The sequence below is a fragment of the Mesorhizobium sp. M4B.F.Ca.ET.089.01.1.1 genome, assembly GCF_004022605.1.
Lineage (GTDB): Bacteria > Pseudomonadota > Alphaproteobacteria > Rhizobiales > Rhizobiaceae > Mesorhizobium > Mesorhizobium abyssinicae.
This window is the reverse complement of record NZ_RZOS01000163.1, coordinates 1-11,694: the sequence shown is the minus strand read 5'-3', so window position 1 is coordinate 11,694 and position 11,694 is coordinate 1. Positions and strand designations below refer to the sequence as shown.

11 protein-coding genes, 1 pseudogene and 1 riboswitch are annotated in these 11,694 nt (G+C 65.3%); of the genes and pseudogenes, 4 read left to right on the top strand and 8 right to left on the bottom strand.

Going from position 1 to position 11,694, the window contains the following annotated elements; all coding sequences use genetic code 11:
- The 8 genes from nuoG to EN780_RS16930 all read right to left on the bottom strand — a co-directional run.
- Positions 1–1,654, bottom strand: a 1,654-nt coding sequence (gene nuoG, locus EN780_RS16965; RefSeq protein ID WP_128274775.1) for an NADH-quinone oxidoreductase subunit NuoG, incomplete at its 3' end; no start/stop codon positions are given.
- 75 nt (positions 1,655–1,729) lie between these two features.
- Positions 1,730–2,425, bottom strand: coding sequence for an NADH-ubiquinone dehydrogenase (locus EN780_RS16960; protein ID WP_127392363.1), 696 nt, complete (start codon positions 2,423–2,425; stop codon positions 1,730–1,732).
- A gap of 75 nt (positions 2,426–2,500) precedes the next feature.
- Entirely contained in the window at positions 2,501–3,805 is a 1,305-nt protein-coding gene (gene nuoF, locus EN780_RS16955; protein ID WP_127392362.1) for an NADH-quinone oxidoreductase subunit NuoF, read from the bottom strand.
- A gap of 10 nt (positions 3,806–3,815) precedes the next feature.
- The gene (locus EN780_RS16950) at positions 3,816–5,087 is read right to left on the bottom strand and encodes an NADH-quinone oxidoreductase subunit E (protein WP_128274774.1); all 1,272 of its coding nucleotides are present in this window, start codon (positions 5,085–5,087) and stop codon (positions 3,816–3,818) included.
- Entirely contained in the window at positions 5,088–6,278 is a 1,191-nt protein-coding gene (locus EN780_RS16945) for an NADH-quinone oxidoreductase subunit D (RefSeq protein ID WP_127286224.1), read from the bottom strand. It lies immediately after the preceding gene.
- A gap of 9 nt (positions 6,279–6,287) precedes the next feature.
- Positions 6,288–6,893 carry an NADH-quinone oxidoreductase subunit C gene (locus tag EN780_RS16940; RefSeq protein WP_128274773.1) on the bottom strand — a complete coding sequence of 202 codons (606 nt, stop codon included), beginning with the start codon at positions 6,891–6,893 and terminating at the stop codon, positions 6,288–6,290.
- A gap of 4 nt (positions 6,894–6,897) precedes the next feature.
- Positions 6,898–7,479, bottom strand: a complete 582-nt coding sequence (locus tag EN780_RS16935) for an NADH-quinone oxidoreductase subunit B (protein WP_126054018.1) — start codon at positions 7,477–7,479, stop codon at positions 6,898–6,900.
- Positions 7,470–7,835 (bottom strand): NADH-quinone oxidoreductase subunit A, encoded by a 366-nt coding sequence (locus tag EN780_RS16930; protein WP_010910112.1) that lies wholly within the window; start codon positions 7,833–7,835, stop codon positions 7,470–7,472. The genes EN780_RS16935 and EN780_RS16930 overlap by 10 nt, the downstream gene beginning before the upstream one ends.
- Before the next feature lie 322 nt (positions 7,836–8,157).
- Between EN780_RS16930 and EN780_RS16925 the strand changes: the two genes are divergently transcribed.
- From EN780_RS16925 to EN780_RS16910, 4 genes and pseudogenes are all read left to right on the top strand, one after another.
- Positions 8,158–9,357, top strand: coding sequence for a winged helix-turn-helix domain-containing protein (locus tag EN780_RS16925; protein ID WP_128274772.1), 1,200 nt, complete (start codon positions 8,158–8,160; stop codon positions 9,355–9,357).
- 29 nt (positions 9,358–9,386) lie between these two features.
- Positions 9,387–9,593, top strand: a riboswitch (cobalamin riboswitch).
- 37 nt (positions 9,594–9,630) lie between these two features.
- Complete coding sequence (locus tag EN780_RS16920) at positions 9,631–10,050, top strand: DUF1636 family protein (RefSeq protein ID WP_127393664.1); 420 nt, start codon at positions 9,631–9,633, stop codon at positions 10,048–10,050.
- Positions 10,051–10,060: 10 nt separating this feature from the next.
- Positions 10,061–11,098, top strand: coding sequence for a cobalamin biosynthesis protein CobW (gene cobW, locus EN780_RS16915; RefSeq protein WP_128274771.1), 1,038 nt, complete (start codon positions 10,061–10,063; stop codon positions 11,096–11,098).
- 17 nt (positions 11,099–11,115) lie between these two features.
- Positions 11,116–11,694: pseudogene (locus EN780_RS16910) on the top strand (cobaltochelatase subunit CobN); the annotation flags it as partial.

Sequence of the window (11,694 nt, the reverse complement as noted above, 5' to 3'; positions counted from 1 at the left end):
CGCCGGCGTCGCCATGCGTGCCGACATAGACGACGAACGCGCCGCCGGTCTTGGCCATGTCGATCTCGTCGGCGCCGAGCAGGAACAGCACGTCCGTCTCGCCGAGCATGGCAGCGACGCCCTTGCCGCCCTCGCCCGGCACGAAACCGAGGTCGAGGCCGCCGACGCGGCCGGCGGCATTGTGGAGCACGGCAAAACCGTTCCAGTCGGCGCGGGCGGCATTGACGGACGCGGCGAGCCTGGCCGCCTGGCCGAGCACGGCCGCGCCGTCGGCGCGCGCCAGCGCGCCCTGGCCGACGATGATCAGCGGATGCGTCGCCTTCTTCAGCACCTGGAAGAACTTGCCGTTGCCGTCGGCCAGGCCCTTCAGCGATTCCGGACCGGCGCCGATCTGCTCATAGTCGTAGCGCGTGTCGCCGACCTCGCCGATGACGCCGACCGGCAGGTTACCGATGCGCCAGCGCTTGCGGATGCGGGCATTGAGCACCGAGGCCTCGAAGCGCGGATTGGCGCCGATGATCAGCACCGCGTCGGCCTGCTCGATGCCCTCGATGGTCGGGTTGAAGATGTAGCTGGCGCGTCCGAGCGAGGGATCGAGCGCGGCGCCGTCCTGGCGACAGTCGGTATTCTTCGAGCCGAGCGCCGCCATCAGAAGCCTCAGCGCATAGATCTCCTCGACGGCGGCGAGATCGCCGGCAATGGCGCCGATGCGCTCGGGCGCTGTCTTCGAGACCTCGTCCTTGATCGCGGCGAAGGCTTCCGCCCAGCTTGCCGCAACGAGCTTGCCATCCTTGCGTACATAGGGGCGGTCGAGGCGCTGCGTGCGCAGGCCGTCCCAGATGAAGCGGGTCTTGTCCGAGATCCATTCCTCGTTCACCGCCTCGTTGACGCGCGGCAGGATGCGCATCACCTCGCGACCGCGGCTGTCGACGCGGATCGCCGAGCCGACCGCATCCATGACGTCGATGGATTCGGTCTTGGTCAGCTCCCACGGCCGCGCCTGGAAGGCGAACGGCTTGGAGGTCAGCGCGCCGACCGGGCAAAGGTCGATGACATTGCCCTGCAGCTCCGAGGTCATCGCCTGCTCGAGATAGGTGGTGATCTCTGCATCCTCGCCGCGGCCGATCAGGCCGAGCTCGGAAATGCCGGCGACCTCGGTGGTGAAGCGGACGCAGCGCGTGCAGTGGATGCAGCGGTTCATCACCGTCTTGACCAGCGGCCCGATATACTTGTCTTCCACCGCGCGCTTGTTCTCGTGATAGCGCGAGGAATCGACGCCGAAGGCCATCGCCTGGTCCTGCAGGTCGCATTCGCCGCCCTGGTCGCAGATCGGGCAGTCGAGCGGATGGTTGATCAGCAGGAACTCCATCACGCCTTCGCGGGCCTTCTTGACCATCGGCGTGTTGGTGAAGATTTCCGGCGCCTCGCCATTCGGCCCGGGGCGCAAATCGCGCACGCCCATGGCGCAGGAGGCCTGCGGCTTGGGCGGGCCACCCTTCACCTCGATCAGGCACATGCGGCAGTTGCCGGCGATCGACAGCCGCTCATGGAAGCAGAAGCGCGGCACTTCCGCGCCGGCGTCCTCGGCCGCCTGCAGCAGCGTGTAGTGGTCGGGTACAGTGATCTCTTTCCCGTCGACCTTGAGCTTTGCCATCTCGCCTCAAACCTCTGCGGACGTCCCGCAATCCCTCTTTGCGGGCGCGACCAGAGCCGCGCCCGGCATTGAATTTCAACCCTTGGCCGCCAGCGCCGTTGCCTGGCTGGTCCAGTCGTCGCGGCCGACGCGGCCGGCGAGCGACAGATAGTCCTCGACCCAGGCGATCTCTTCCGCCGTCCAGGCCGCGATCTGGCCGTATGACCAGATGCCGAGGCCGTTCAGCACTTTCTCCAGCTTCGGGCCGATGCCCGAGATCGCCTTGAGGTCGGCCGGCTCCACCGGCCTGTCGATGGCCTTGGGCTGCCTGAAATCCTCCGGCATCAGTCCGGCCGCGGCACTGCTGGCCACCGTGTCGGCGCCGCCGGTGTCTTGCGCCTTCTCGACGCTGGTCTGGGCGATGTCGGTCACGTCCCTGGCGAAGGTCTGCGCCTCGGCGATCAGCGTCTTTGCCGCCTTGCGCGCCTTGGACGAGGTCTTCTGGGCTTCCGCGAGCTCCTCGCTCCGCGCCTCGAAATCGTCGACGATCGGCTGGAACAGCCGCTGCGAGGCTTCTGCGGCGCCCGAAAGCGCGCCCAGCCAGACACCGAAGGCATGATTGGCCAGCCCGATGCTTATCGCCGACATGGCGGCGACACCGGCGACAGGGTGCGCCAGGAGATTGACGGCGCTGGCCATCTCCTTAGGCATCATCCTGGTCAGATCCTGGTTCATCTTCTCCAACTGTTCCATGTCGGGCATCAGTGCATAGGGTATCGAATACAGCGCCATCGAGTGCTCCTGGTCGTTTCTTCGTATGCCCCGCCCGTTATTCCTGTCGCCGGGCTTTCGCCCGCAATTCCAACCTTACTCCGCCGCCACCATCACCGGCTCGACCCGGTGCGCGTTGCGCGAAAACTCGTCGATGCGGCGCTCCACCTCGCCGCGGAAATGCCGCATCAGGCCCTGGATCGGCCACGCCGCCGCGTCGCCCAGCGCGCAGATCGTGTGGCCCTCGACCTGTTTGGTGACGTCGAGCAGCATGTCAATCTCGCGCTTCTGCGCCTCGCCGCGCACCAGCCGCTCCATCACCCGCCACATCCAGCCGGTGCCTTCGCGGCACGGCGTGCACTGGCCGCAGCTCTCATGCTTGTAGAAGTAGGAGAGCCTGGCGATCGCCTTCACGATATCGGTCGACTTGTCCATCACGATGACCGCCGCCGTGCCGAGGCCGGATTTCAGGTCGCGCAGCGCGTCGAAATCCATCGGCGTGTCGATGATCTGCTCGGCCGGCACCAGCGGCACCGACGCGCCGCCCGGAATGACCGCCAGCAGATTGTCCCAGCCGCCGCGGATGCCGCCGCAATGCGTGTCGATCAGCTCGCGGAACGGGATCGACATCGCCTCTTCGACGGTGCACGGATTGTTGACGTGGCCGGAGACGCAGAACAGCTTGGTACCGACATTGTTCGGCCGGCCGAAGGACGAGAACCAGGCCGCACCGCGCCGCAGGATGGTCGGCGCGACCGCGATCGACTCGACATTGTTGACGGTGGTCGGGCAGCCATAGAGGCCGACATTGGCCGGGAACGGCGGCTTCAGCCGTGGCTGGCCCTTCTTGCCTTCGAGGCTTTCGAGCAGGGCCGTCTCCTCGCCGCAAATATAGGCGCCGGCGCCATGGTGCATGTAGACGTCGAAGTCGTAGCCGGAGGTGTTGTTCTTGCCGATCAGCTTGGCCTCGTAGGCCTCGTCGATCGCCCGTTGCAGCGCCTCGCGCTCGCGGATGAACTCGCCGCGCACATAGATGTAGGCGGCGATCGCGCCCATGGCGAAGCCGGCGAGCAGCGCGCCCTCGACCAGCGTGTGCGGATCGTTGCGCAGGATGTCGCGGTCCTTGCAGGTGCCGGGCTCGGATTCATCGGCGTTGATGACCAGGTAGCTCGGCCGCCCGTCGCTCTGCTTGGGCATGAACGACCATTTCAAGCCGGTCGGGAAACCGGCGCCGCCGCGGCCGCGCAGGCCCGACGCCTTCATCTCGTTGACGATCCACTCGCGGCCCTTGGCGACCAAGCCAGGCGTGTTATCCCAGGCGCCGCGCGCCATCGCGCCGTTGAGCGACTTGTCGAAGAGGCCGTAGATGTTGGTGAAGATGCGGTCTTTGTCCTGAAGCATGGTTCGTCCCTCAGACCGGCTTCTTGCCGAAGACACGGATGTATTCGGCGACGCCGCCCTTGGCGAGCGCCTTGGCCTGCTTGACCCAGTCGTCGCGCTCGATGCGGCCCTTGAAGTTCAAGTAGCCGTCGACCCATTCGCGCTCGGCCTTCTTCCAGGATGCTACCTGCGCGAAGGTGTAGATGCCGAGCGAATGCAGCGTGCCCTCGATCTTCGGACCAACGCCGGAGATCAGCTTGAGGTCGTCCACCGCGACCGGGCGCTCTATGCCGGCGGGCCGGTTCTTGTCGTCGAGCGAAGGTTTTGCGGCGGCAGGCTGCTTGGCTTCCGGCGACTTGAAGGCGGCAACCGGCTCGCCCTTGTTCTTCGGTCCGTTGCGCTGCTTCGAGACCCCCTCGACTTCCGGCGAGGCCTTGTTGGCGTTGGCGGCGGAATGCCGCGGCGCTGAGACGCTAGCCGCTCTTTCCACGGCCGGCGCGACCTTGACCGGCGACGGCGTCTTCAGCGCCGGGCTGGTCTCGGGCGCGTCGGTCTTCGGCTTGCTGGCCTTGGAGGGCGCGACCGGGGCAGCCGGCGCCGGCACCGGCGCCGCGATGATCGCATCCGGCGCCGCCTTGGCGGCCTTGGCCGCCGCCTTGGCTTCCTTCTCGCGCGTCGACTTCAGGATCGCCTTTTCGCTCTTCAGCGTCGTCAGGCCAGTGGCCGGCTCCGAGCCGGTGCGGCCGTTCTGCGGGCCAGGCGTCACCGAGGCGCCCTTGCCGCCCTCATAGAGGTCGATGATCTCGGCCAGCCGCTCCGGCGTCAAATCCTCGAACGTATCCTTGAAGATCATCACCATCGGCGCGTTGACGCAGGCGCCGAGGCATTCGACCTCCTCCCACGACAGCGTGCCTTTTTCATTGGTGTGGAACTGGTCGTGATGGATCTTCGAGCGGCAGACATCCATCAGCGCTTCCGAGCCGCGCAGCATGCAGGGCGTGGTGCCGCAGACCTGGATGTGCGCGCGCGTGCCGACCGGATTGAGCTGGTACTGCGTGTAGAAGGTCGCGACCTCGAGTCCGCGGATGCGCGGCATGCCGAGCATATCGGAGATCGTCTCGATCGCCGCCTTCGTCACCCAGCCTTCCTGTTCCTGCGCGATCATCAGCAGCGGAATGATGGCCGACTGCTCGCGGCCCTTCGGATATTTCTTGATCCACTGCTTGGCCGCGGCCGTATTCGCCTTGTTGAAGGCGAAGGACGCTGGCTGGACGCTGGCATCTGCGAGACGGCGGACTGACATTTAGCGATCGACCTCACCAAAGACGATATCGAGCGAACCGAGCACGGCGGTGACGTCGGCCAGCATGTGGCCGCGGCACAAGAAATCCATGGCCTGCAGATGCGCGAATCCGGGCGCGCGCAGCTTGCAGCGATAGGGCTTGTTGGTGCCGTCGGAGACCAAGTAGACGCCGAACTCGCCCTTCGGCGCCTCGACGGCCGCGTAGACCTCGCCCGCCGGCACACGATAGCCTTCGGTGTAGAGCTTGAAGTGATGGATCAGCGCTTCCATCGAACGCTTCATCGCCGCGCGCTTCGGCGGCACCACCTTGCCGTCGAGGTTCGACACCGGCCCGGTGCCTTCCTTGCCGAGCAGCAGGTCGACGCACTGGCGCATGATCTTCGCCGACTGGCGCATCTCTTCCATGCGCACGAGGTAGCGGTCGTAGCAGTCGCCGTTCTTGCCGATCGGGATGTCGAAATCCATCTCGGAATAGCATTCATAGGGCTGCGATTTGCGCAGGTCCCAGGCCGCACCCGAGCCGCGCACCATCACGCCGGAGAAGCCCCAGGCCCAGGCATCGGCCAGCGACACGGTGCCGATGTCGACATTGCGCTGCTTGAAGATGCGGTTGGGGGTGAGCAGCGCGTCGAGGTCGTCGATCGACTTCAGGAACGGATCGATCCACTTGCCGATGTCCTCGACCAGCTTCTGCGGCAGGTCCTGGTGCACGCCGCCGGGGCGGAAATAGGCCGCGTGCATGCGCGAGCCCGAGGCGCGCTCGTAGAACACCATCAGCTTTTCGCGCTCGACGAAGCCCCACAGCGGCGGCGTCAGCGCGCCGACGTCCATCGCCTGCGTCGTCACATTGAGGATGTGCGACATGATGCGGCCCATCTCGGAATAGAGCACGCGGATCAACTGGCCGCGCTTCGGCACCTCGATGCCGAGCAGACGCTCGGCGGCCAGCGCGAAGGCATGCTCCTGGTTCATCGGCGCGCAATAGTCGAGCCGGTCGAGATAAGGCACCGCCTGCAGATAGGTCTTGGCCTCGATCAGCTTCTCGGTGCCGCGATGCAGCAGTCCGATATGCGGATCGACACGGTCGACCACCTCGCCGTCCAGCTCCAGCACCAGGCGCAAAACGCCATGCGCCGCAGGGTGCTGCGGTCCGAAGTTGATGTTGAAGTTGCGGACGGAGGTTTCAGCCATTGTGGCGCCTCAATTCGTCTTGGCTTTTTCATCCCCCGGCAGCACGTAGTCGGTGCCTTCCCACGGGGAAAGAAAATCGAAATTGCGGAATTCCTGCTTGAGCTCGACCGGCTCGTAGATCACGCGCTTGGCCTCGTCGTCGTAACGCACCTCGACAAAGCCGGTCAGCGGGAAATCCTTGCGCAGCGGATGACCCTCGAAGCCGTAGTCGGTGAGGATGCGCCGCAGGTCCGGATGGCCTGAGAACAGCACGCCATAGAGGTCGTAGGTCTCGCGCTCGAACCAGTCGGCGCCGGGATAAACGGCGGTGAGCGAGGGAACCAGTGTCTCCTCGTCGGCCTGGACCTTCAGCCGGATGCGGACATTCTGCTTCGGTGACAACAGGTGATAGACGACGTCGAAGCGCCGGGCGCGCGACGGATAGTCGGCACCGCTGACGTCGATGAACGAGACGAACTGGCAACGCGCATCGTCGCGCAGGAAGGTTGCCACCTCGATCAGGCTGCCCGGCTCGACGGAAACCGTCAGCTCGCCATAGGCCAGCACGGCTTCGCCGATACGGCTGGTGAGCTTCTCGCCGAGATAGGTGGAGAGTTCGTTCAACTTCTGGCTCATCGGCTCACCGCTCGATCGTGCCGGTGCGGCGGATCTTCTTCTGCAACAGAAGAATGCCGTAAAGCAGCGCTTCCGCGCTCGGCGGGCAGCCGGGCACATAGATGTCGACGGGCACGACGCGGTCGCAGCCGCGCACCACCGAATAGGAATAGTGGTAGTAGCCGCCGCCATTGGCGCACGAGCCCATGGAGATGACGTAGCGCGGCTCCGGCATCTGGTCGTAGACCTTGCGCAGCGCCGGCGCCATCTTGTTGGTCAGCGTGCCGGCGACGATCATGATGTCGGACTGGCGCGGCGACGCGCGCGGCGCGACGCCGAACCGCTCAGAGTCGTAGCGCGGCATCGAGGTGTGGATCATCTCGACCGCGCAGCAGGCGAGGCCAAAGGTCATGAACATCAGCGAGCCGCTGCGCGCCCAGGTGATCAGCGCCTCGGTCGAGGTGACGAGAAAACCCTTGTCGGCCAGCTCGTTGTTGATCTCGAGGAAGAACGGGTCATCCTGCCCCACCGGCCGGCCGGTGTTGGGGTCGATGATGCCTTTGGGCTTTGGCGCGACGAGGGTGCCTGAACTGTCGTTCAATCCCATTCCAGCGCTCCTTTTTTCCATTCATAGGCGAAGCCGATGGTCAGCACCGCCAGAAACACCATCATCGACCAGAAACCGAGCATGCCGATCTTCGAGAAGGACACCGCCCACGGGAACAGGAAGGCCACTTCCAGATCGAAGATGATGAACAGGATCGACACCAGGTAGAAGCGGATGTCGAACTTCATGCGGGCGTCGTCGAACGAGTTGAAACCGCATTCATAGGCGGAAAGTTTTTCCGGGTCGGGGTTGCGGTAGGCCACCAGGAACGGCGCCGCAAGCAGCGCCAGGCCGACGACAAGCGCCACGCCGATAAACAGGACGATGGGCAGATACGAACTCAAAAGTGCGTTCATGCTGCGGCTTTCCGTTGGCGGTCAATCCACGTTGATTACAGCAACCGATCCTATTGCGGAAGCGTGACAGATTCACCGCTGAACCGTTTTAAGGGCCTATGCTGCAACGCGGCGAGGGTTAGCGCAGCGCTTTCGGTGAAGCAAGTCAAACCTTGTTCAAAACGCGGCGCTGGACGCCAGATCGGAAGAAACTGGTCCGATCCGCTCCTGTTTGATTTCCTTCGCTTTTTACTCCACTTTTCTCTCCTGACATATCTCCCGCCATTTGCCTGCTAGCATGGCCGGAATCAGGGACGGCCAACGGATCAGGGCAGGCTTCTGGATGAAGGAAAAGATATCTCTCGCGATGGCCAGGCGCATCGCGCTCGGCGCGCAAGGTTTCACCGACCCGCAGCCGGGCGGCACGCCGGACCGCCGCCACCTCGCCCGCGTGCTGTCCCGCACCGGCCTGCTGCAGATCGATTCAGTCAGCGCCGTGGTGCGCGCGCACTATATGCCGCTCTATTCGCGCCTCGGCCCCTACCCGCTTTCCCTGCTCGACAACGCCGCGCTGACGCGCAAGCGCACCGTCTTTGAATATTGGGCGCATGAGGCATCCTTCCTGCCGGTCGAGACCTGGCCGCTGCTGCGCTGGCGCATGCAGCGCGCCGAACAGGGCGAGGAAATGTATCTCGGTCTGGCGAAATGGGGCCGTGAGCAGCGCCAGATGATTGACGAGATCTACAACGAGGTCGCCGAACGCGGGCCGATCGCCGCCTCCGACATAGAAGGCCACAAGGGCAATGGCGGCTGGTGGGGCTGGAGCGCGGCCAAGCACGCCTTCGAGTGGCTGTTCTGGGCCGGCCGCATCTCCATCGCCTACCGGCGCTGCTTCGAGCGCTACTACGATTTGCCGGAGCGCGTGCTGCCGCAGGCCGTGCTCGACCTGCCGGTTCCCTCCGTCGAGGACGCGCATCGCGAATTGCTGCGCATTTCCGCCCGCGCGCATGGCGTCGCCACCTACAGCGACCTGCGCGACTATTTTCGCCTCGCCCCCGGCGACACGAAGGACCGCATCGAGGAACTGGTCGAGGCGGGCGATCTGCTGCCGATGCGGGTCGAAGGCTGGGACAAGCCGGCCTATCTCCACAAGGACGCCCGCATCCCGCGCAAGATCGAGGCGCGCGCCCTGCTCGCGCCGTTCGATCCCGTCGTCTTCGAACGCACCCGCACCGAAAAGCTCTTCGACTTCCGCTACCGCATCGAGATCTACACGCCGGCCGAAAAGCGCCAATACGGCTACTACGTGCTGCCCTTCCTGCTCGGCGACCGGATCGTCGCCCGCGTCGATCTCCGCGCCGACCGCCCGGCGAGCGTGCTGCGCGTCCACGCCGCTTATGCTGAGGCTGATACGCCGCCGGAAACTGCGGCAGAACTCTTCGAGGAGCTCAAGCGAATGCAGGGCTGGCTTGGCCTCGAGAGCATCGAAGTGACGCCGGCCGGCGACCTCGGCCCGGCGCTGGCAGGCCTTAGCGCGTCGTAGACGTGCGTTGACAGGCCCACACCCGTAAGCCTAAATCCGCCGCAGACGGTCTTCTCCCGGCAAAGGGAGGAGCCAAGAGGGAATGCGGTGCGGGATCGAGAATCCCAATTCCGCGGCTGTCCCCGCAACTGTAAGCGAAGAGCCTCGGCCGAAAACCACTGGGATGGTCCCGGGAAGGCGGCAACCAAGGCGATGACCCGCGAGCCAGGAGACCTGCCGTCTGAGACAGATGAATCCGATCGCCTGGCGGGTTTTCCGGGCAAGGAGCCTGATTTGGAGCGCGACAGCAGTTTTCCGGCTGATAGAGCGGACATACCGTCCGACGACGGTGAAGCCTTGGCCGGCGTGACCGTCATCGTCTGCTCGTCCTGCCGCGACGAAACCGGTTCCGATGCCCATCCGCGCGCGGGCGCGCTGCTCGCCGAGGACACGCGCCGGGCTGCTTCCGGCCAGGACATACGCATCCGCACTGTCGAATGCCTCGGCAATTGCAAGCGTCGCCTAAGCGCAGCGCTTCTGCGTGACGGCTGCTGGAGCTACGTCTTCGGCGACCTGACAGCGACCAGCGGCGCCGACCTCGTTGCTGGCGCAAAGCTCTTCGCCACCTCGACCGACGGCCTCATCCCGTGGCGCGGCCGGCCCGATTCCCTGAAGCGCGGCCTTGTTGCCCGCATCCCTCCCTCGACCTGCTGAAGGACCGACCATGACCGCATCCGTCTCCCGTGTTCCCTGCACCGTCGTTACCGGCTTCCTGGGCGCCGGAAAGACGACGCTGATCCGCAACCTGCTCGAAAATTCCAAGGGCAAGCGGCTGGCGATCATCGTCAACGAGTTCGGCGATGTCGGCATCGACGGCGAAATCCTCAAGGGCTGCGGCGTCGACACCTGCCCGGAGGAAAACATCGTCGAGCTGGCCAATGGCTGCATCTGCTGCACCGTCGCCGACGATTTCGTGCCGGCGCTCGACCAGATCCTGTCGCGGACGCCGAAGGTCGATCACATCCTGATCGAAACCTCAGGCCTCGCGCTGCCGAAGCCGCTGGTCCAGGCCTTTCAGTGGCCGACGGTGAAGAGCCGCGTCACCGTCGATGGCGTCATTGCTGTGGTCGACGGCCCGGCCGTGGCAGACGGCCGCGTCGCTTCCGACATGGATGCCCTGCAGGCGCAGCGCGCCGCCGACGTGACCCTCGACCATGACGATCCGGTCGAAGAAGTGTTCGAGGACCAGATCGCCTGCGCCGACCTGATCATCCTGTCGAAGAGCGATCTGATGGACGCCGCCGGCTCGGCGCGCGCCAACGCCGTCATCGGCGAGCATGTGGCCCGCGCCGTCAAGGTCGTGCCGACCGCCCAGGGCAAGGTCGACCCGTCCGTGCTGCTCGGCCTTGGCCTCGCCGTCGAGGACGACATCGAGAACCGCAAGACCCATCACGATGGCGAACTCGACCACGAGCACGATGATTTTGACTCCTTCGTCATCGACATCCCGGCGATCGCCAATCCGGATGAACTGGCACAACGCGTCGCTACCGCGGCCGAACAGGAGAATGTGCTGCGCGTGAAGGGATTCGTCGAGGTCGGCGGCAAGCCGATGCGGCTTTTGCTGCAGGCCGTCGGGCCGCGCGTCAACCACTACTACGACCGCGCCTGGACGGCCGAGGACGATCGCCGCTCGCGCCTCGTCGTCATCGGCCTGAAGGGGCTGAACCGCCCGGCGATCGAGCGTATCCTCGCCGGCTGAGGCAAACCTGAACCAAGATGCACATCCTCACCACCACATCCGCCTCGCTCGACGATCTCGCCGAGCCTGTCGATCTCAGGCAGATGCCTGCGGATGTCGTGGCGCTGTCCTTCACCGACAGCGATCTTTCCGGACTGGCTGCGGCGTGGAAGGCCGACGCGGAACGATTGCCTTCAATGCGGCTGGCGGCACTTCGCGATCTCCGCCATCCGATGTCGGTCGACCTCTGGATCGACGGCGTCGCCCGCCACGCCAAGGTCATCCTGGTCCGCATCCTCGGCGGCTATGACTGGTGGCGCTACGGTTGCGACCAGCTCGCCGCGGTCGCGCGCGAACGCGGCATCAAGCTGGCGCTGCTGCCCGGCGAAAGCCACGACGAGGATCTGCGGCTGATCGAGGCCTCGACCCTGCCGCGCGCCGAGCTGGACGGATTGCTCGGCTATTTCCGCGAAGGCGGGCCTGCGAATATGACAGCGCTGGTGAAGAGGCTGGCGCGGCTGGCTGGGTCGGATGAGGCGGTTGCCGAGCCGGTTAGAGTGCCGAAGGCAGGGTATTATCAGCCGGGCCACGGCGTCGTCCCCCTCCCCCTTGAGGGG

What these genes read in the sequence shown, in the direction of transcription:
- EN780_RS16960 (WP_127392363.1), bottom strand. Translation starts at nt 2,425, where the DNA reads ATGGCGCTGTATTCGATACCCTATGCACTGATGCCCGACATGGAACAG.
- nuoF (WP_127392362.1), bottom strand. Translation starts at nt 3,805, where the DNA reads ATGCTTCAGGACAAAGACCGCATCTTCACCAACATCTACGGCCTCTTC.
- EN780_RS16950 (WP_128274774.1), bottom strand. Translation starts at nt 5,087, where the DNA reads ATGTCAGTCCGCCGTCTCGCAGATGCCAGCGTCCAGCCAGCGTCCTTC.
- EN780_RS16945 (WP_127286224.1), bottom strand. Translation starts at nt 6,278, where the DNA reads ATGGCTGAAACCTCCGTCCGCAACTTCAACATCAACTTCGGACCGCAG.
- EN780_RS16940 (WP_128274773.1), bottom strand. Translation starts at nt 6,893, where the DNA reads ATGAGCCAGAAGTTGAACGAACTCTCCACCTATCTCGGCGAGAAGCTC.
- EN780_RS16935 (WP_126054018.1), bottom strand. Translation starts at nt 7,479, where the DNA reads ATGGGATTGAACGACAGTTCAGGCACCCTCGTCGCGCCAAAGCCCAAA.
- EN780_RS16930 (WP_010910112.1), bottom strand. Translation starts at nt 7,835, where the DNA reads ATGAACGCACTTTTGAGTTCGTATCTGCCCATCGTCCTGTTTATCGGC.
- EN780_RS16925 (WP_128274772.1), top strand. Translation starts at nt 8,158, where the DNA reads ATGAAGGAAAAGATATCTCTCGCGATGGCCAGGCGCATCGCGCTCGGC.
- cobW (WP_128274771.1), top strand. Translation starts at nt 10,061, where the DNA reads ATGACCGCATCCGTCTCCCGTGTTCCCTGCACCGTCGTTACCGGCTTC.